A 20,572-nucleotide genomic window follows, 5' to 3' on the forward strand; every position below is an offset into this window, starting at 1 on the left:
AAATCACCTATAGGATTCTATAGGTGATTTGCTCTTCTTAAGTATGTGAAATGATGCCATTAGTACGAACGTGGCATAAGTAATAAACAAATGAAATAAACTAAAAATCCTGTCCCAAAACATAAAACAGCAATAACCCAAATGATACGAATAAGAGTAGAGCTAATATCAAAATATTCTCCTAAACCACCACATATACCAAATAGCATTTTATCAGTTTCGGATTTACATAACCTTTTTGACATATTCCAATCAACTCCTTTTTATATCAAACTGCATACTTTTATTCTATATGGAAATTTATGAGAAGACTATGAGGTTGTATTACATTTTTTTTGTGAGAAGCGATCGTATTAATTGTCTTAATTTTCAGTGGATATTAAACTTGTAGTTATGAGGTGATTTTTAATAAAGGGTGGGGAAATAGAGATGACAGTATATTGGTTGACTAACGTAATGCTTGAATCAGGATATACATATGAAGAAGAGAGAATTTCACAAACAGAAACAGAATTATGCAGTTTACTTATTGAAGATGGTCGAATTAAAAAAATTATAAAAGGGATTGTTCAAGAGGAAGATATAGTAACTTTTGATGCTAAGAACTTATTAATGTTGCCAGCTTTCAAAGAGATGCACATTCACATTGATAAAACATATTATAGTGGCCCATGGAAAGCTTGTATGCCAGCAGAAAGTATTTTTACACGTTTTAATGAAGAAGAAAAAATTTTACCAAAGCAATTAGCGACTGCTCAAAATAGAGCGGAAAATATGCTAGAGTTACTACTGCAAAATGGTGCAACGAATATTAGAACGCATTGTAATGTTGATCCAATTATTGGGCTTGGTAATTTGGAGGCGACGTTAGCGGCATTAGAAACATATAAAAATCGAGTATCTAGTAGAATTGTTGCGTTTCCGCAACATGGATTATTGCGCAGTAATTCTGTGCAACTCGTGAAAGATGCGATGCGTATGGGTGCCAATCTAGTCGGAGGAGTAGATCCAGCTACAGTGGATAATGACATTGAAAAGTCATTACATACAATTATGGATATCGCAGTCGAATTTAATGCGGATGTTGATATTCATTTGCACGATGCGAATAATCTTGGAACGTTTACGATGAAGAGATTGGCAAGTTTAACAGAAGAAGCAGGATGGCAAGGCCGTGTAACGATTAGTCATGCACTTGGACTTGGTGGTGTTACTGATAAAGAGGCTGAAGAAGTGGCAGAAAGACTCGCAAATGTAAATATTGATATTACTTCAACAGTGCCAATTGGTAAACAAGTAATCCCAATTCCGTTATTAGATAAAAAAGGTGTTAAGGTTTCATTAGGCAATGATAGCATTACAGATCATTGGTCACCGTTTGGAACAGGTGATATGCTTCAAAAGGCGAATCGATTAGCAGAGCGTTTTGGGTGGAGTGACGAAAGGTCTTTAGGAAAAGCACTCCGCTTTATTACAGGAGGAAAAGAAACGTTAAATAAGGAAGGGAAGCGAGTATGGCCGAATGTAGGGGATGAAGCGAGCTTTGTTTTGACGAATGCGACATGCGCTGCTGAAGCAGTAGCGCGTCAAACAGAAAAACGTTTAGTCGTGTATAAAGGAAATATTGTTGTTGGAAGTTTAAATGAGGTGGAATTAAATAATCTTGTGTAGAAGAATCGTTTAAATATTTTGAGGAGGGTTCTAATGGTGAGTATAGAACTCTTCTTTTTTATTCTTACAATATATTTTTATAGGAAAGCTAGAAGGGATGAAAAAATTGGACAATCAACATAACCAAAATCATATTATGGGAACTTTACAATGGTTTATATTTTTATTAGCAAATTCAATCGCACTACCAATTGTCGTTGGCGGATTATTTCATCTTACGACGGAAGAAATATTTTATTTAATGCAGCGTACGTTTTTTGTAGTTGGTATATCTTCTTTTTTACAAGGATGGCTTGGGCATAGACTACCAATTGCGGATGGGCCGGCTGGATCTTGGGTTGGTGTATTTACCGTACTTGCTTATGCAACGGCCGGACAAGATCAATTACATAGTACACTGCAAATTTTAGAATTAGGAATGATAATCTCCGGTATTATTTTAATAGGATTAGGAGTAACTGGTTTTATAGGACGTATTTTATTTTTATTTACGCCGCTTGTGACAGGGACGTTTTTACTTTTATTATGTTTACAATTAAGTGGTGTGTTTTTAAAAGGAATGTTAGGAATTACAGCTACTATTTCTCAAATCGACGGATTTACAGCAATGATCGCGTTTAGTATATTTCTGTTCGTTATTATACTATCTAATTTTGGAAAAGGCTTTGTCAAAAGTTATGCAGTTTTAATAGGATTAATTAGTGGGTGGATTATTTTTCTCATTGCAGGAAAAGTGACAATCCCATCTCAAGTAACTCATTTTGTGCAACTTCCACATATATTTGCTTGGGGGCTTCCAAAATGGAATACAGGTATGGCTGTATCAAGTTTTGTTATGGTATGTATTTTAGTTTCGAATACGGTGGCAGCTATTATAGCAATTAATCAAGCAACTATTCATAAAGCGACTATTGAACAAAAACAGTTGAAAGATGGAACATGGGTTGGGGGGATTTCGCATATCATCTCTTCTGTATTTTCAACTGTAGGTGTCGTTCCGTTACCAGCAACGGCAGGATTTATACGTTTAACAAAACAAAAATATATCCGATCGTTCTTAATGGCATGTGCGTTACTAGTCGTAATGTCTCTTTTTCCAAGTATTATTCGTTACTTAGCATCTTTACCATCAGCTGTCGCATCGGCTGTTTTAATGGCTTCGTTCGTACAGTTAATTGGAATTGGATTTAATAATATAAAACAAGTGCCGATGAGTGAAAGGAATGTAACGATTTTAGGCGTTGCAGTATTATTTGGCAGCGGCGTTATGTTTTTACCGTCTGGAGCACTCCAATCCTTGCCGTCTGTTATGCAATATATATTCGGTAATGGCTTATTTGTAGGTACGGTTGTAAGTATATTGCTAGAACAAATATGGCGCGTTGGAAAGTAAGTGGATAAAAAGAGTGTACGCACTGTATAAAAGTCTAAAATAACATAGGAAATAAAGCCCATTTTCATTCACCACCTGCACATTTCGTTCATACAATATCTTGACTAAATAAACACCCAACTTACACATACACAGCTCTGGCTTAAGCAAGGAGGGTTATACCAGTTGAAGGAAAAAGCGTATCAATCTAAACCTTTACTCACAAAGAGAGAGAGAGAAGTATTTGAATTGCTGGTTCAAGATAAAACAACGAAGGAAATTGCAGGTGAACTTTTTATAAGTGAAAAGACAGTTCGCAACCACATCTCAAACGCAATGCAAAAGCTAGGGGTTAAAGGACGTTCACAAGCAGTTGTGGAGCTTCTTCGTATGGGAGAGCTCGAATTATAAGAAAGCAGCCGACTTTTATATAAAAGTCGGCTATTTTTTTGTTTGCTTCACTTGCTATATGAATGATAAAAACGTTTCATACATAAATAGGTAATAAGGAGGGGATATGTTGAAAAGGATACTGTTAGTTTCAACAAGTGCTCATGATATGAATGGACACCCGACTGGTTTGTGGCTTGAAGAGCTCGCAGCTCCTTATCATGTATTAAAAAAGGCTAAGTTTGATGTTGATATTGTGTCAATAAAAGGCGGGAGAGTACCTATAGATAGAGTGTCTATTCCGAATGGTATACCTCGCGAATTCAAGCATGTAGCTTCTTTATTGCAAAATACGAAGCCGATTTCAAATGTTCATTTTTCGGATTATGATGCGGTTTTATTTGGTGGTGGGCACGGGGCGATTGTAGATTTTCCAGGTAATCCATATGTAGCAAATTTGATTGAGAATATGTATAACAATAACCGGATTGTAGCGGCTGTTTGTCACGGAGTAAGCTCTTTAGTCGGTGTGAAAAATAAGGATGGCTCGTTTTTTGTTGCGGGTAAGCGTATAACAGGTTATACAAACGATGAAGAAAGAGCTGTACATTTAGAAAAGCGCGTTCCGTTTTTGCTAGAAAGTAAGTTGAAAGAAGAAGGAGCTTTGTTTTATGTAGCCCCCAATTTTACGCCGCATGTAGTAGTAGATGGTCATTTAATTACAGGACAAAATCCACAGTCTAGCGTGGAAATAGGTAAGGCTATAAAAAGGGCTGTAAATAAATTATAGAAAAAGTACCCGCTACTAACAAAGGTAGTGGGTATTTTTATCCCTCTATTTGCCGGGCAGTAGGACCCCCGATTGGTGAGAGCTAATAATCAGTGGGGATGAACGCCCCCCACTGATTAAAGTTTCACTGTATTCTAAAATTCCCGCCTCGAAATTGGTTTGTAACCGTCCAGTTGGTAATAATTGATTATAGTTTTTTATGTATAGTATATGAAAATGTAATAAACTAAAAAGGCATAGTGAGTATAATAACTTCATTTATAATCATTCGTGAATTTGCTATACTATTTTGTATGGACAAAAGGGGAGGCTCTTTTAAATGAGAAAAGTCGCATGTGCAAATACTTATATTAATAAAATAAAGCCCATTATTAGAAAGACAAGTTTTAGCCAATTGAAAATAGATGAAATTGCGAAATATATGGATATTAGTAAAGCTACTTTATATAAACGTTTTTCTTCGAAAGATGAAATTATTGAGGTGGTAGTAGAGGATTTCATGAACTATCTACTCGAAGGTGATGCGGATAATCAAGATGAAAGTATGTCATTTACAGAACGTTTCCAAAAGACGTTTATCCATTCTTTAAAATGTGTGACATATATTTCGGATGTTTTTTTGCAAGATTTGAAAGAAGCATATCCACATTTGTCGGATCAATTAGTCGCTGCCCAACAAAATCGTAACCATAATTTGCAAATGTTTTTTGAAGCGGGTATGGAACAAGGTTATTTTAATAAAATGAATGCACAATTATTTATGGTACAAGATGATGTGATGTTAAGACGTATTATAGATCATTCTTTTTGTATTCAGTACGATATTACGTTAAAGAAAGCGATACTTGATTTTTATCAATTAAAGAAGTATCAACTTTTTAAACCAGAGTATATAGAAGCAATTGATGATTCTGAAATTGAAAAAGAAGTTATTGCTATTTTGCAAATGATTTCGTAAAAAAGCAGATCTCCCTTAATAGAGGAGAATCTGCTTTTTTAGTACATATTATTTTTGCAACTGTTTTAATACTAATTCGGCTACTAGACCACCTGAAGCTGGGTTTTGACCAGTGATAACACGATTATCTTCTAGAGCATAAGCTTCCCACGGTTGCGCGGCTTTTTCGTAAAGTCCTCCATTTTTAATGAGTTTATCTTCTGTTAAAAATGGAACGAATTGATCTAATTCAGCTAATTTTTCTTCTTCATTTGAAAAGCCTGTTACCTTCTTACCGCTAATTAAACGATCCCCATTGCTTAATGTAATATGAAATAAACCAGCAGCTCCATGACAAACCGAAGAAACAATTCCGCCGTTTTCATAAATATTGCGGCTAATATTTTGAAGTTCTTTATTTTCTGGGAAGTCCCAAATAACCCCGTGGCCACCTGCGTAATAAATAACAGCGTAGTCTTCTGGATTCACTTCACTTGGTTTCATTGTAGAACCGAGGCGATTCATAAACTCTTTCTTTTGATACCATTCCCAATCGATACTCTCCGCCATTGCTAAACTATGTGGATCAATTGGTGTATAACCGCCTTGTGGACTGACGTAATCAACTTCGTAACCCGCTTCTTCTACTTTTTTTACGAAATGTACAGCTTCACCAAGCCAAAGTCCGGTAGCCCTATTTAAATTTGGGTATTTTTCTACGCTTGTTAATACAACTAACATTTTTCTCTTCATCATAATCCTCCTATAATGTCTCTTCTATATAAAAGTTCTGTATGCGTTTCATTTTATTAAGTTAAAAAATGTAAATTTGAATAATCATGCCAGTCCTCCTTATATCGGCTTCGAAATTAGTGTATAATAACTTTCGAACAAAGTAAACTGAAAAGGCTTAATTAGTTTACTTTGTATATTTTTCGTTGACAAACTGTAATGCTGAAACTATGATAGTTCCATGAATATCGAACAACATACGTGTTTCGTTTCGAATTCAATTTACCCCGCATTAACGGGCAGTAAGACCTCCATCTCAAAATTCAGCGGAAGCAAAGAAGTTAGGTGGGGGTTGGGCTGCCCGTAAAAGCCCGATTGGTGAGGGCTAATAATCAGTGGGAGATGAACACAAACCTCACTGATTAAAGTTTCACTTTATCGCGCGATAAATTAGCAACTTTTACACATTTAATGAAGTTGTTTAGTGGTGATACAACATTTAAATAAGTTCATTTTTTTATCTATAGTTTGATAGTTTTAAAATTGCAATCAGGAGAGTGTTACACATGGGGAAAGATATAAGAAACCATTCGAAATGGTTTGTTTTTACATTATGTTTTATTGTTTTGTTAGGACCGATGAACGCTGTGTTATTTAATGTAGCGCTAGAGGATATTGCCAATGATTTATCAATTAGTCAATCGAAAGTAAGTTGGATTGTAGTAGGGTATTCCTTAGTTGTCGGTATTGGTTCGATAATATATGGAAAGCTGGCTGATCGTTACAGTGTAAAAAGACTATTAATTATTTCTATTATCATATTTGTAGCTGGTTCTATTGTTGGATTTATGAATCAATCTTATGAAATTATCATTTTCGCAAGGTTAGTGCAGGCGAGCGGCGGAGCAGCGTTTATTGCGCTTAGTATGATTGCGGTGGCGAAATTAGTTGCTCCAGCTAAAAAACCAGGTGCGTTAGCAATGATTAGTTCTTCTATTGCATTAGCGGTTGGTATTGGACCTTTAGTAGGTGGGGCAATTACAAATACGTTAGGGTGGCCGTATTTATTTTTATTTATGGTTATTTCAATGATTGGTATTTTCTTACTCGTAAAATTTATGCCAGAAGAGGCGCGACATACAGATGAAGTGTTTCGCTTTGATTTCATTGGAGCAATTTTATTATTTGTATTGATTACGACCATTTTATTAGGAGTTAATATTAATAGTTGGCTTTTTGTGTTATCTGTTGTTTTTCTATTTTTATTTAAGGCTCATATGAAGAGAACGGAGTCGCCGTTTATTGATATTGAGTTATTTACAAATAAACCATTACTTCGTTTAATAGCGGTCGGATTTATCATTAATGTGGCGTTATGTGCTAGTTTATTATTATTACCATTACTGTTAGGAAGAGGACATGGATTGTCTCCATTCGTTATTGGAATTGTATTGTTTATTGCATCTCTCTTTGGTATTGTATCTAGTTTTATTACCGGAAAGATTATTCCTTCGTTTGGGAATGTGAAGATGATGTATGTAGCTTCTGTAGTTATGATCATTGGCTTTTTAATTTTAGGGATTATTCCGGACGGGAACTTACTCTTTATTTTATTTGCGGTTATTTTAACATTTATGAGTTATTCGGCAATTCAAGTATCATTAAACACATTTATCCCGAAAACATTAAATCCAGCTAAAGTTGGAGTCGGTCTTGGTTTATATAATTTAATTAACTTTTTCGGTATGGCATTTGGACCAGCTGTAGCGAGCAAAATTATGGAATCTACAAATAGTTATCGATTGAATTTTATTTTGATCGTCATTTTAATTGCTGCTCATTTCTTCTTATTAATGGGAATGTCTTCTTTTCAAAAAAAGATGGAGCAATGAATATGCACTTTATATAGAAGAAACCGACTTTCTTATAGAAGGTCGGTTATTTTTCTATCTTGCAAATTACGAAAAAAAGGAGCAAAATAAAAAAGGTCCTAGTCTATACATGGGAAAATGAAAATTTTCATACAGAAGCATTTGAAGTGAGCGAACTTAAAGTGTGTAAAATATAATGATAAACATAAAAGATGATGAATGAGAAAACGGGTGATGAAGTTGAATAGAGCAATCGGTGTTATCGATTCAGGAGTTGGCGGTTTAACAGTAGCGAAGGAATTAATTCGTCAGTTGCCGAAAGAGCGTATCATATATTTAGGAGATACAGCACGTTGTCCTTATGGTCCACGTTCTCGAGAAGAAGTACGTCAATTTACGTGGGAAATGACAGAGCATTTACTAGACTTAAATATTAAAATGTTAGTTATTGCGTGTAATACAGCAACTGCAGTTGTATTAGAAGAGATGCAAAAACAATTACCAATTCCAGTAGTAGGAGTTATTCACCCAGGATCACGTACAGCTTTAAAAGTGACAAACACGTATCACGTTGGGATTATTGGAACGATTGGAACGGTGAAAAGTGGTGCATACGAAGAGGCGTTAAAGTCTATTAATAACCGTGTTATGGTAGAAAGTTTAGCTTGTCCACCTTTCGTTGAACTTGTAGAGAGTGGGAATTTCGAAAGTGAAATGGCGTATGAAGTTGTAAGAGAAACGTTGCAACCACTGAAAAGTACCGATATTGATACACTTATATTAGGGTGTACACATTATCCGATTTTAGGACCTGTTATTAAAAAAGTAATGGGAGATAAAGTGCAACTAATTAGTTCTGGTGATGAAACAGCACGTGAAGTAAGTACAATCTTATATCATAGTAAAATGTTGAATGAAGGAGAAGAACAAAGCGATCATCTCTTCTTAACAACAGGAAAAATAGGCTTGTTTAAAGAAATTGCATCAAAATGGTTCGGTCAACCGATTGAAAATGTGAAGCATATTCATTTAGAAAAAGAATAATAGTAGAATTTATATAAGTGAGCTCCTGAGAAATCAGGAGTTTTTGTTTTATCTTGCTATTTGCTGGGGAGTAAGACCCCTACTGATTAAAGTTTCAATTTATAAGAGGCGCAGCTTGTTCTAAAACGTGAAACAGCTCGTATACATAATAGTACAAACTTAGATTTTAGGGGGGAATGGCATGCCTAAATCCACTTTTAAATGGGTTGTTGGTGCTACTGTGAGCGCTGTTTTACTAACAGGGTGTGGCTTTATAAATCAAGAGAAAGCAACTGAACAAATTGATCCGCCAAAACAAGTTACGTATACAGAGGGTGGGAAGAAAGAAGTAGCTAAAAAAGATAAGCAAGGGCAAATGGTAAACAGAGAACTATACCTTGTTGATAAAAATGGTTATGTTGTACCACAAACGTTAGCTATACCTACTCCGAAAGCAAATGAGACTGTGAAGCAAACGTTAGAATACCTTGTGAAAGATGGACCGGTAACGAATTTATTACCGAATGGGTTTCGTGCAGTCATTCCGGCGAATACAACGATGACTTTAGATTTGAAAAAGGACGGAACGGCAGTTATTGATTTCTCTAAAGAAATGAAAAACTATGCGAAAGAAGAAGAGCGTCAAATCGTTGAATCTATAGCTTGGACGTTGACGCAATTTACAGAGATAAAACAAGTGCAGTTCCAAATAAATGGTGAGAAATTGGCAAAGATGCCGGTTGGTGGTACACCGCTTGGTGAAGGAGTGAGCCGTGCAAATGGTATTAACTTCGATGATGAACAAGTAGCAGATGTAACAAATACAAAACCAGTCACACTGTATTTTATGGCGCAAAATAATAATAAACAGCAATACTACGTACCAGTCACACGCCGCGTTGCGGAAGGTAAAGAAAATGACTATGCAGCAATTATAGATGAACTTGTAAAAGGTCCGATCCATCAATCGCTCCTGAATGATTTTAATCCAGGCGTTAAGCTTATTACGAATCCGAAATTACAAGACGGAAATCTTACATTAAACTTTAATGAAAATATATTTGTAAACCCAGATAAAAATATGATCTCAAATTACGTATTGAAGTCGTTAGTTTTATCTTTAACAGAAAAGAAAGGTGTGAAAAATATTTCTATTGAAGTGAATGGAAAAGCAAATCTTATAGATGAAAAGGGCGGAAAGTTAATAAAACCTGTAGATCGTCCAGAAAACGTGAATACAGGTAGTTTTTAATCTTGAATAATTTGATATACTTAAGTAAGAAAGGAGAATTGCTTTTTGGGTTCTCCTTCTTTTATTGTATACATATCATACATTTAAATTTGGCTATACTAACGAGTAGTAATTAAGAGGAGGTTATTTTTATGCGAGTAGATGGTAGAGAGAAAACAGAATTACGCCATATACATATTCATACGAATTATTTAAAACATCCAGAGGGATCTGTATTAATTGAAGTTGGGGATACAAAGGTGATTTGCTCAGCAACAATTGAAGAGCGTGTACCACCGTTTATGCGTGGAGAAGGAAAAGGATGGGTAACAGCTGAATACGCGATGATTCCGCGTGCAACAGAACAACGTACGATTAGGGAGTCAAGCAAAGGGAAAGTAACAGGGCGTACAATGGAAATCCAGCGCTTAATTGGACGAGCATTACGTGCTGTAGTTGATTTAGAAGCGCTTGGCGAGAGAACAGTTTGGATTGACTGTGATGTCATCCAAGCAGATGGTGGAACGAGAACAGCTTCTATTACAGGTGCATACGTAGCGATGGTATTAGCGTTTGAGAAGTTATTACAAGCAGAAAAAGTATCTAAAATTCCAGTAAAAGATTATTTAGCAGCAACGTCAGTAGGGATTGTTGAAGAGCAAGGTGTTGTTTTAGATTTAAACTATGCAGAAGATTCTAAAGCAGACGTTGATATGAATGTAATTATGACTGGAAAAGGTCAGTTTGTTGAAGTGCAAGGAACTGGAGAAGAAGCGACGTTTAGTAGAGCGCAGTTAAATGAATTACTTGATGCAGCAGAACAAGGCATTTTCCAACTGATTGATATGCAAAAAGAAGCGTTAGGTGACATCGTATCTCATATAGAGTAGAGGTGGAAAGTATGAAACAAGTTGTTGTAGCGACAAAAAATATGGGGAAAGTACGTGAATTTGCTGAGTTATTTGAGCGATTTGATTTAGAAGTGAAATCATTACACGATTTTCCTCATATTGAAGAAGTCGAAGAAACTGGTGAAACATTTGAAGAAAATGCGATCTTAAAAGCGGATAGTTTGAGTAGACAGTTGAATGCAATTGTAATTGCGGATGATTCAGGTCTTATTGTAGATGCGTTAAACGGGAAACCAGGCGTGTATTCAGCTCGTTTTGCTGGAGAGCCAAAAGATGATCAAGCGAATATTGATAAAGTTTTACAAGAATTAAATGAAATACCGTTTGATAAGCGTAAAGCTCGCTTCTACTGTGCATTAGCAGTAGCTTTCCCTGAAGGTGATAAAAAGCCTGTCATTGTAAACGGGACATGTGAAGGATTTATTTTAGAACAACGCCGCGGAGAAAATGGCTTTGGATACGATCCGATCTTTTATGTGGAAGAATACAAAAAAGCAATGGCGGAATTAAGTTCAGATGAAAAAAATGCTATTAGTCACCGCGGACGTGCTCTTCGTAAGCTAGAAGAAAAAATCCCTGAATGGTTTTTAGGAGAATAAGGGAGAGAGATTGATGAAAGCTTTAATCGTAAGCGATAGTCATAGCTCTGTGAAGGAATTACAGCAGTTAAAAGAGAAGTATGAAGGGAAAGTAGATATCATGATTCATTGCGGTGATTCAGAGCTAACGCCTGCTCATGAAGAGCTGCAAGGTTTCCATGTTGTAAAAGGAAATTGTGATTATGCTAACTTTCAAGATGAAATTGTAACTGATGTAGATGGAATTCGCTTCTTAGTTGTACATGGGCATCGACATAATGTAAAAATGACATTACAAACGCTAGCGTACCATGCTGAAGAAGTGGGAGCGCAAGTTGCATGCTTCGGACATTCTCACGTATTAGGTGTGGAATTAATCGAGGGCGTTTTATTTATTAATCCAGGCAGTATTTTATTACCACGTCAGCGTGTAGAAAAGACATTTGCTTTATTAGAAATGGATGAAAATCAAATGGAAGTTCGTTTTGAAACGTTAGACGGACAACTAGTTGAACAGGCAGTTTTTAAAAGAGGATAAGAAAATTTATCCTCTTTTAAAAAAGGTGTTGACTTTATGTGTGGTTATACATATAATAAATATTGTCGATAGGGCAACGGCGCTAACGAAGAAAAGAAAATAACATATGCGGGTGTAGTTTAGTGGTAAAACAAGAGCCTTCCAAGCTCTGGTCGAGAGTTCGATTCTCTTCACCCGCTCCATGTCCCAGTAGCTCAGCCGGATAGAGCATACGCCTTCTAAGCGTACGGTCGGGAGTTCGAATCTCTCCTGGGACGCTAAAAAAACCTTGTTATCAAAAGATAACAAGGTTTTTTGTTTGTCTAAAATTTGATGTTTGGGTTATAAGTGTAGTTCATGCTTAATATTTGCGACCTTTCCTTTGATATTAAGCAGTTGCATATGTACTTTTTTTCCTTAAATAAAAAGAGCGCCATTTATGCGCCCTATTCATCTTATTTAATTTAAAGAATTAATAGGTCTATGATGGAACTCAAATCCATATCCAGATTCTCTTAATTGTTTACTTGCAATATTATAAAATTCTTTACCATTCTAGTACGGTTGAGCAGCAGTTATCGGAACTTATTCCCGGCAGTGTGTTACAATTAATAGAAGCGGAAAATGAGAATCTCCAATTGACTGGACCTGTGATTGGTTAGATGGTTTAAGAAGGTCGTATAAAAAAGGGAGATGGCGCAAAGATGGCGAGATCAAATGAGAATGATTTAACGGAGAAATTGGCAGAAGGCCACCGAAAATATGGTGATGGCAATTTTACAGTACAGAACATCGGTGATGAAACTAACCCGAATTGGACTGTCGTAAAAAATGTGAGGAAGGGATCGGCAGGCATTCGCGAAGGAGAAGATATATTAAGACTGCGATCAAAATATATAAAATAGTACGGAAATGGGCGGAGCGGGAGCTCGAATCTCTCCTGGGACGCTAAGAAAACCTTGTTATCTCTTGATAACAAGGTTTTTTGTGTATTTTAAATTAGTTGTTAATAAACTTCTCAAATACAAAACCATAATCTTTCACATTATATTGTTTCTTCGTATCAACAAGCCAGTTAAAGGCAATCTCGTTCATTTCTTTAAATTGCTCTGCTAAATTTACTTGTGCGTTTGAAATGCGGCTAAAGGCATTAGATGCCATATCTAAACTTTTATGTGCATATTGTAATGTAATATCGTTGTCGTATGAAATTTCTTCGATTTTAAGTAAAGCCTTATATAAATCTTTTAATTCTTCAATATGTTTTTTATGAACATCAATTGAGTAATGTTCATCGCCCATTTGAAACTTAATTTCTACATCTAAATCAATCGTTCCTGCAGTTTCGAGTGCTACGTTTTTAATTTGATATTTACTATAACGAAAGCGGCGTAGTGTACGTTTTTTACTTGTTGCGCTTGTACCGTCTAAGTGAATTAACCCTTTGTTTGTGAAGCAATATTCATCTGATTTCGATTTAATTAGAAAGTAAATTTTCTCTCCATCTTCATGCATTACATAATCATCGGCATCGACCTTATCATAGTCTTTAGGTGTAATAACAGAACCTACATCGCTTAGTCCTAATACATCTGCGGCCATTTTTTTAAACATATATAATCCCCCTTGTAAATTAAATTCTTAATTGTATAAAAATATATTAACATGATTTTCATCCTTTGTTTTCTTGTAATACGAAAATATCTGAAGGTAAGTTAAGAAAAGTAATGAATAATTATTTTGATCCTAAATTATTTAGTAAATCTATTAGTTTAAGATTGGATTCTCCGAAAAATAACCAAGAGAAAAAAGTTAATTTTGCAAGTGATTATAGAGAAATTCCGTGAAAGCACCTCAAGCTATGTGAGGTGTTTTTCTATCCTCTTTTGAAATCTTACAATTCTGTAAGGTAACTGTAAGGTAGTTCGATGGTAACAAATTGCTAATCTTTTATAATGAAGATAACAACGATAAAACGAGGAGGCAGAAATGATGAAAGGATTAGTTGTAACGGGCTTAACGGTTGCTTTTGGATTTGTAGCATATGAGAAATTAACGTATGTAGTTGATGTTGTGAAACATTTGATTGCTTAGAGAAAACAGCCATGAGAGGGAAAGGGAATGAGTGAATGAATGGAATGGTTATTTGGAATTATAGGTACTTGTAGTGTAGTGTTATTGTTCTTTGTCCCAAGTGGTATACTTAGTTCGACAACAAGTTTGTTCTTCTTAAGTTTGTTTGCTTGTACGATGCTTATTATTATGTTTTTAATGAAGCGAAGTAAACCAATCTTCTATTTTAGCATGATTGTTATGGCAATTATTGTTCTCCAAATTATTACCCTTGTAATATACCCCACAATTATAAAAGCTTTCCATTAATGATGAATCCTCTGCGCTTGTTGCTGGGGATTTTTATTTGTACAATTTTAATTTTTAGTAGAGATTTATTCGTATTGGAATGTAAAAATTAAATATTTTTATATTTCAAACAAATAGTTTTGGGATGTTGTGTTCTCATTACGCATTTGATATATTTACTTTGAACATAATTAAAATCAAGAAAAAGAGGCGGACGTATGGATAAAAAAGAAAATACGGTCGTATTGTTTCCACAACTATCAGAGCGCTATATTGATGAAGGTTTTTTAGCGCTGAAAGAGCGGAAGTTCGAAGATGCATTGCGCTGCTTTGAAATATTACGTCAGTATAATGCGGAAACGGAACAAACGGAATTAGCTTCAGTTATTTGTTTACTCGAATTAAAACGTATGGAAGAAGCGAAAGACAAATGTGAACAGTTGCTTAAAACAGGAGTTGTCTTATTTGGTGATATTCTTGAAACGTACGTGACTATTTTAGTTCAAACAAATGATTATGAAGGTGTTATTGAAACTGTTGAAAAGGTTTTACAAACGAAAGATATAATGCCTGATCAAAAGGAAAAATTAGCGCAACTTGCTTTATTTGCAGAAGGTATGCTCAATGAGGGAGACGCATCGCTAGTGGATTCAAATTTTGAGTTGGATGAGTTTACTAATGAAATTTTTGGAGAAAACTTTGGACAGAAGCTAAGAGCGATTCAGCGACTTTCGTTAAAAGACTTAGATCTTGCATTACCTGTTTTAAAGAAATTTTTAATAGAAGAAGAGCAACACCCCTATTTGAAAACTTCTATTTTGTATAAAATGATAGAAAGTCAGGTAGAAGAGGAAATAGAGGTAGAAAAGTTTGGGAATACGATTAAGGTAATTCCAGCATTTACAGGTCATAATGAGGAGCAATCCAATAACATTATACATAAATTATCAAGTCGATTAGAGCAAAATTATCCCGATATATTTGAAGCAATGGTTACATATTGGAAAGAATTGCAAATTAGTGTTTTCCCATTTGCTCTATTAATGGATAAAGAAGAGATTTGGTCAGCTGTTTTAGAGAGAATTGGAAGAAAGCGTTTCGGATTGGCTATTGATGAAGAAGAGCTTATGGCAGCATACAATATCGAATTGGAAGAGTTTCATATTGCCTATCAATGGTTATTACGTGTTGAAAGAGAAGGATATTTGCCCGTATAATTATGAAAAAGAATCGTTCAGTTCTTGAAACGAGCATATTCTATGTTATAATGTAAGGGTTGCAAAAGGCAGAAAACTGCCTGTTTGTAAGAGAAGAGAAGTGTAATTCTCTTACTTAATATGTTTCATATTATTCTCGAACAAAATATACCGTAGTTGTCTTCTGGGCAATTAGTAGATTGGAACATTATATCTGAAAGCTTTTGCTAGAGGATTATTTGTGTATTTGTTATTTCAAAAAAGAGATAATGAAGATCTTAATCTATAGAGGTATGTGCATACATTATTATAGTTGGAGGGAAAGAATAAATGTCTACAAAATGGGAAAAATTAGAAGGTAACGTTGGCGTTTTAACAATCGAAGTTGATGCTAAAGAAGTAAACAACTCTATCGACGCTGCGTTCAAAAAAGTAGTAAAAACAATTAACGTACCAGGTTTCCGTAAAGGAAAAATGCCTCGTCCATTATTCGAACAACGCTTTGGTATTGAATCTTTATACCAAGATGCTTTAGATATCATTTTACCAAAAGCATACGGTGAAGCGATTGAAGAAGCTGGTATCTTCCCAGTTGATCATCCTGAAATCGACATCGAGAAGTTCGAAAAAAATGCTAACCTTATCTTCACTGCAAAAGTTACAGTGAAACCTGAAGTTAAATTAGGTGAGTACAAAGGTTTAACAGTAGAAAAAGTTGAAACAACTGTAACTGACGAAGATGTAGAGAACGAATTAAAATCTTTACAAGAACGTCAAGCTGAACTAGTTGTTAAAGAAGAAGGAACTGTTGAAAACGGTGATACAGCTGTAATCGACTTCGAAGGTTTCGTTGATGGCGAAGCATTTGAAGGCGGAAAAGGCGAAAACTACTCTCTAGCAATCGGTTCTGGTACATTCATCCCAGGTTTCGAAGAGCAAGTAATCGGTCTTAAATCTGGTGAGTCTAAAGACGTTGAAGTATCATTCCCAGAAGAGTACCATGCTGCTGAATTAGCTGGCAAACCAGCAACATTCAAAGTAACAATTCACGAAATCAAAACAAAAGAACTTCCTGAGTTAAACGACGAGTTCGCTAAAGAAGCAGACGAAGCGGTTGCAACTCTTGATGAATTAAAAGCAAAACTTCGCACAAACTTAGAAGAAGGCAAAAAGCACGAAGCTGAGCACAAAGTACGTGACGAAGTAGTAGAATTAGCTGCTGCTAACGCTGAAATCGAAATTCCAGAAGCTATGATCAACACTGAGTTAGATCGTATGGTTCGTGAATTCGAGCAACGTTTAAGCCAACAAGGTATGAACCTTGAGCTTTACTACCAATTCACAGGTACTGATGCTGACAAATTAAAAGAGCAAATGAAAGAAGATGCACAAAAACGTGTAAGAATCAATCTTGTTCTTGAAGCTATCATTGAAGCTGAAAACATCGAAGTTACTGAAGAAGAAGTAACTGCAGAAGTTGAAAAAATGGCTGAAATGTACGGTATGCCAGTAGACGCTATCAAGCAAGCTCTTGGAAGCGTAGACGCTTTAGCTGAAGATCTTAAAGTGCGTAAAGCTGTAGACTTCTTAGTAGAAAACGCTGCATAATAAAATAACAAGGCACGATTAAAATCGTGCCTTGTTTTATAAATATAGAAATATATTTATAAAACTTTTCGATGGAGAAGGAAAAGTTCCTTTACAAGTCGAATATACATATTTCAAAAGTTTTAAAAATTTTTTATTTGTACATAACTAGTCATATTATTTGTATTTCTCGCCACGTAGTGACATAATATGTATTTACATACGATACATTTATCGTGTACATACGAAGGCAAGAGGTTAGCACTTTGTAAGGGGTGTGAAAATATGTTTAAATTTAATGATGAAAAAGGGCAATTAAAATGTTCTTTCTGTGGTAAAACACAAACGCAAGTTCGAAAGTTAGTGGCAGGTCCAGGTGTTTACATTTGTGACGAGTGTATCGAACTTTGTACTGAAATTGTACAAGAGGAGCTTGCGAAGGACGAAGAAGTAGAATTCAAAGATGTACCGAAACCGGTAGAAATTCGTGAAATCTTAGATGAGTATGTCATCGGGCAAGATAGCGCGAAAAAAGCACTAGCGGTAGCGGTATATAACCATTACAAACGCATTAATTCTAACAGCAAAATTGATGATGTAGAATTAGCGAAGAGTAATATCGCACTTATCGGGCCAACAGGTAGTGGTAAAACATTACTGGCACAAACTTTAGCGCGTATTTTAAATGTTCCATTTGCAATCGCGGACGCAACATCTTTAACAGAAGCTGGATATGTTGGGGAAGATGTAGAAAATATCTTACTAAAATTAATTCAAGCAGCTGATTATGATGTAGAGAAAGCGGAAAAAGGAATTATTTATATTGATGAGATTGATAAAGTGGCACGTAAGTCCGAAAATCCATCAATTACACGTGATGTATCTGGTGAAGGTGTGCAGCAGGCACTTCTGAAAATTTTAGAAGGTACTGTAGCAAGCGTTCCACCTCAAGGTGGTCGTAAGCATCCGCACCAAGAGTTTATTCAAATTGATACAACGAACATCTTATTCATTTGTGGTGGAGCGTTTGATGGCATTGAGCCGATTATTAAACGTCGCCTTGGTGAAAAAGTAATTGGATTTGGTTCTGAGAAGAAAAATGCTGATGTGAATGAGAAGCATGTTTTATCTCACGTATTACCAGAGGATCTTTTAAGATTTGGTTTAATTCCAGAGTTTATCGGTCGTCTTCCAGTTATTGCGAACCTAGAGCCACTTGATGAAGATGCTCTTGTTGATATTTTAACGAAACCGAAAAATGCACTTGTTAAGCAATTCCAAAAATTATTGGAGCTTGACGATGTTGAGTTAGAGTTTGAAGAAGGTGCACTAATCGAAATTGCGAAAAAAGCAATTGAACGTAAAACGGGTGCTCGTGGACTTCGTTCTATTATTGAAGGCTTAATGCTTGATGTAATGTTCGAACTTCCATCTCGTAAAGATATCGAGAAGTGTATTCTTACAAAAGAAACAGTAGCTGATAATGAGCCGCCAAAATTGGTGTTACAAGACGGTACTGTACTTGATACAAAAACATCTGCATAATGCGAAAGGGAAACAGCAATTTTTATAATTGCTGTTTTTCTTTATGTTTAGCTACGTTCCTCCGCGGAAATACTAAGAGATAAAATATTGCGGGAGGAAATAAATAATGAGCTGGACAAATATATTTTTAGTTGTTCAACTTGTTTTTGGTGTAATTGTCGGATTGTATTTCTGGCATTTACTTCGAAATCAACGAACACAAAAAGTTTCAATTGATCGAGAATCGAAAAAAGAATTAGAACAGCTTCGTAAAATGCGTGAGATTTCTTTAACAGAGCCGCTAGCAGAAAAGGTGCGTCCTACAACCTTTTTAGATATTGTAGGGCAAGAGGACGGAATTAAGTCGTTAAAAGCGGCTCTTTGTGGTCCGAATCCGCAACATGTAATCATATATGGCCCGCCAGGTGTTGGGAAAACAGCGGCAGCACGTCTTGTATTAGAAGAAGCGAAACGAAATCCTAAATCTCCATTTCGTACGAATGCAACATTTATTGAACTTGATGCGACAACAGCTCGGTTTGATGAACGTGGTATCGCAGACCCTTTAATAGGTTCGGTGCATGATCCGATTTATCAAGGTGCTGGGGCGATGGGGCAAGCAGGTATTCCGCAACCGAAAAAAGGTGCTGTAACAGATGCACATGGTGGTATTTTGTTTATTGATGAGATTGGCGAGCTCCATCCGATTCAAATGAACAAAATGTTAAAGGTGTTAGAAGATCGAAAAGTATTTTTAGAAAGTGCGTACTATAGTGAAGAAAATACGATGATCCCAACATATATACATGATATTTTCCAAAAAGGCTTACCGGCAGATTTTCGCTTAGTTGGAGCAACGACACGTTCGCCAGAGGAAATTCCTCCTGCTATTCGGTCACGTTGCTTAGAAGTATTTTTCCGTGAATTAGATACGGAAGAAATTCAAAAAGTAGCGAAAAATGCCGCGGAAAAAGTGGAAATGCAAATAGGTGAAAATGGTATTGAAATGATCGGGATGTATGCAAGGAATGGACGAGAAGCGATTAATCTCGTGCAAATCTCTGCTGGTATGGCGATAAATGAAGAACGTTCTTTCATTAAGGATGAAGATATAGAGTGGGTTGTTCACTCAAGTCAGCTTACACCGAAATATGAAAAGCGCATTTATCCGATTCCAAGGATTGGTCTTGTAAATGGTCTTGCTGTATACGGACCAAATACAGGTGCGTTATTAGAAATTGAAGTAACAGCAATCAAGGCGAAAGATAAAGGATCGGTAAATGTTACCGGAATTGTGGAAGAAGAAAGTATTGGTAGTCAAACGAAATCGATTCGTCGTAAAAGTATGGCGAAAGGCTCTGTTGATAATGTATTAACAGTACTTCGTTCTTTAGATGTGTTGCCAGAAGGATATGATATACATATTAATTTTCCAGGTGGTATCCCGATTGATGGCCCTTCTGCAGGAATCGCTATGGCAACAGGTGTATATTCTGCGGTGCACCGCACGTATGTAAATAATGAAGTAGCGATGACAGGGGAAATAAGTATACACGGAGAAGTAAAACCTATTGGTGGCGTGTACGCAAAAATAAAAGCTGCGAAAAAAGCGGGAGTTAAGAAAGTCATTATTCCTGCTGAAAATATGCAACCATTTTTGTATACGATCAAGGGAATTGAAATTATTCCTGTCCGTAAGTTAAAAGAAGTATTTGAGTTAACGTTTATGCAAGAAAATATGCATAGAGAGCTAGATGTACATACTAAGGTAGACGAAACTGATGCACAATCTATGTGAAAATAAACAATAATAAAATTTGCCAGACTTCGTTTAAGTTTGTATGCTTAATCGGAGTCTTTTTTCTTTTCGTGAGGTAGAAA

The 20,572-nt window shown here is 35.8% G+C and carries 20 protein-coding genes and 2 tRNA genes; 19 read left to right on the top strand and 3 right to left on the bottom strand.

Annotated features, from left to right (window positions below):
* Positions 1 to 59 precede the first annotated feature (59 nt).
* Positions 60 to 245, bottom strand: coding sequence for a PspC domain-containing protein (locus ACTFR3_RS19335; RefSeq protein ID WP_000044334.1), 186 nt, complete (start codon positions 243 to 245; stop codon positions 60 to 62).
* 184 nt (positions 246 to 429) lie between these two features.
* Between ACTFR3_RS19335 and ACTFR3_RS19340 the strand changes: the two genes are divergently transcribed.
* The 5 genes from ACTFR3_RS19340 to ACTFR3_RS19360 all read left to right on the top strand — a co-directional run bounded on the left by ACTFR3_RS19340 (position 430) and on the right by ACTFR3_RS19360 (position 5,181).
* Entirely contained in the window at positions 430 to 1,671 is a 1,242-nt protein-coding gene (locus tag ACTFR3_RS19340) for an amidohydrolase family protein (protein WP_000219567.1), read from the top strand.
* Between the two features lie 97 nt (positions 1,672 to 1,768).
* Positions 1,769 to 3,064: a purine/pyrimidine permease gene (locus ACTFR3_RS19345; RefSeq protein WP_000732140.1), complete on the top strand. Its 1,296-nt coding sequence runs from the start codon at positions 1,769 to 1,771 to the stop codon at positions 3,062 to 3,064.
* Between the two features lie 165 nt (positions 3,065 to 3,229).
* Positions 3,230 to 3,454, top strand: coding sequence for a spore germination transcription factor GerE (gene gerE, locus ACTFR3_RS19350; RefSeq protein ID WP_000659484.1), 225 nt, complete (start codon positions 3,230 to 3,232; stop codon positions 3,452 to 3,454).
* A 106-nt stretch (positions 3,455 to 3,560) separates the two neighbouring features.
* Positions 3,561 to 4,223 carry a type 1 glutamine amidotransferase domain-containing protein gene (locus tag ACTFR3_RS19355; RefSeq protein ID WP_000919607.1) on the top strand — a complete coding sequence of 221 codons (663 nt, stop codon included), beginning with the start codon at positions 3,561 to 3,563 and terminating at the stop codon, positions 4,221 to 4,223.
* A 319-nt stretch (positions 4,224 to 4,542) separates the two neighbouring features.
* Positions 4,543 to 5,181 carry a TetR/AcrR family transcriptional regulator gene (locus tag ACTFR3_RS19360; RefSeq protein ID WP_001233008.1) on the top strand — a complete coding sequence of 213 codons (639 nt, stop codon included), beginning with the start codon at positions 4,543 to 4,545 and terminating at the stop codon, positions 5,179 to 5,181.
* A 48-nt stretch (positions 5,182 to 5,229) separates the two neighbouring features.
* Here ACTFR3_RS19360 and ACTFR3_RS19365 read toward each other — a convergent pair whose 3' ends face one another.
* Positions 5,230 to 5,913: a type 1 glutamine amidotransferase domain-containing protein gene (locus ACTFR3_RS19365; protein WP_000823849.1), complete on the bottom strand. Its 684-nt coding sequence runs from the start codon at positions 5,911 to 5,913 to the stop codon at positions 5,230 to 5,232.
* Positions 5,914 to 6,458: 545 nt separating this feature from the next.
* Here ACTFR3_RS19365 and ACTFR3_RS19370 point away from each other — a divergent pair.
* From ACTFR3_RS19370 to ACTFR3_RS19410, 9 genes are all read left to right on the top strand, one after another.
* Positions 6,459 to 7,784, top strand: coding sequence for an MFS transporter (locus ACTFR3_RS19370; RefSeq protein WP_000513852.1), 1,326 nt, complete (start codon positions 6,459 to 6,461; stop codon positions 7,782 to 7,784).
* Between the two features lie 213 nt (positions 7,785 to 7,997).
* Positions 7,998 to 8,807, top strand: coding sequence for a glutamate racemase (gene racE / locus ACTFR3_RS19375; protein ID WP_000774005.1), 810 nt, complete (start codon positions 7,998 to 8,000; stop codon positions 8,805 to 8,807).
* Positions 8,808 to 8,988: 181 nt separating this feature from the next.
* Positions 8,989 to 10,038 carry a spore germination protein GerM gene (gene gerM, locus ACTFR3_RS19380; RefSeq protein WP_001126746.1) on the top strand — a complete coding sequence of 350 codons (1,050 nt, stop codon included), beginning with the start codon at positions 8,989 to 8,991 and terminating at the stop codon, positions 10,036 to 10,038.
* 131 nt (positions 10,039 to 10,169) lie between these two features.
* On the top strand, positions 10,170 to 10,907 hold the full coding sequence (gene rph, locus ACTFR3_RS19385) for a ribonuclease PH (protein WP_001261765.1): 738 nt from the start codon (positions 10,170 to 10,172) through the stop codon (positions 10,905 to 10,907).
* An 11-nt stretch (positions 10,908 to 10,918) separates the two neighbouring features.
* On the top strand, positions 10,919 to 11,527 hold the full coding sequence (locus ACTFR3_RS19390) for an XTP/dITP diphosphatase (RefSeq protein ID WP_000815939.1): 609 nt from the start codon (positions 10,919 to 10,921) through the stop codon (positions 11,525 to 11,527).
* A gap of 13 nt (positions 11,528 to 11,540) precedes the next feature.
* The gene (locus ACTFR3_RS19395) at positions 11,541 to 12,044 is read left to right on the top strand and encodes a metallophosphoesterase (protein ID WP_017656949.1); all 504 of its coding nucleotides are present in this window, start codon (positions 11,541 to 11,543) and stop codon (positions 12,042 to 12,044) included.
* Positions 12,045 to 12,152: 108 nt separating this feature from the next.
* Positions 12,153 to 12,226: transfer RNA gene (locus ACTFR3_RS19400), tRNA-Gly, on the top strand.
* Between the two features lies 1 nt (position 12,227).
* Positions 12,228 to 12,301 (top strand) — tRNA-Arg (locus ACTFR3_RS19405).
* A gap of 426 nt (positions 12,302 to 12,727) precedes the next feature.
* A complete protein-coding gene (locus ACTFR3_RS19410) occupies positions 12,728 to 12,928 on the top strand; it encodes a hypothetical protein (protein WP_000124460.1) in 201 nt (66 codons plus the stop codon).
* Positions 12,929 to 13,022: 94 nt separating this feature from the next.
* On the opposite strand, the gene ACTFR3_RS19415 is transcribed toward ACTFR3_RS19410, so the two are convergent.
* Positions 13,023 to 13,637, bottom strand: a complete 615-nt coding sequence (locus ACTFR3_RS19415; protein WP_000473863.1) for a PH domain-containing protein — start codon at positions 13,635 to 13,637, stop codon at positions 13,023 to 13,025.
* A gap of 519 nt (positions 13,638 to 14,156) precedes the next feature.
* Between ACTFR3_RS19415 and ACTFR3_RS19420 the strand changes: the two genes are divergently transcribed.
* From ACTFR3_RS19420 to lonB, 5 genes are all read left to right on the top strand, one after another.
* A complete protein-coding gene (locus tag ACTFR3_RS19420; RefSeq protein WP_001983650.1) occupies positions 14,157 to 14,405 on the top strand; it encodes a hypothetical protein in 249 nt (82 codons plus the stop codon).
* Between the two features lie 197 nt (positions 14,406 to 14,602).
* Positions 14,603 to 15,601 (top strand): hypothetical protein, encoded by a 999-nt coding sequence (locus ACTFR3_RS19425; RefSeq protein WP_000358277.1) that lies wholly within the window; start codon positions 14,603 to 14,605, stop codon positions 15,599 to 15,601.
* Between the two features lie 309 nt (positions 15,602 to 15,910).
* Positions 15,911 to 17,188, top strand: coding sequence for a trigger factor (gene tig, locus ACTFR3_RS19430; RefSeq protein WP_033695596.1), 1,278 nt, complete (start codon positions 15,911 to 15,913; stop codon positions 17,186 to 17,188).
* A 264-nt stretch (positions 17,189 to 17,452) separates the two neighbouring features.
* On the top strand, positions 17,453 to 18,712 hold the full coding sequence (gene clpX / locus ACTFR3_RS19435; protein ID WP_000472289.1) for an ATP-dependent protease ATP-binding subunit ClpX: 1,260 nt from the start codon (positions 17,453 to 17,455) through the stop codon (positions 18,710 to 18,712).
* 106 nt (positions 18,713 to 18,818) lie between these two features.
* Positions 18,819 to 20,489, top strand: coding sequence for an ATP-dependent protease LonB (gene lonB / locus ACTFR3_RS19440; RefSeq protein WP_440044694.1), 1,671 nt, complete (start codon positions 18,819 to 18,821; stop codon positions 20,487 to 20,489).
* The last annotated feature ends 83 nt before the right edge of the window (positions 20,490 to 20,572 follow it).

The sequence above is a fragment of the Bacillus cereus group sp. MYBK14-1 genome, from assembly GCF_051916885.1.
Taxonomy (GTDB): Bacteria; Bacillota; Bacilli; order Bacillales; family Bacillaceae_G; genus Bacillus_A; species Bacillus_A cereus.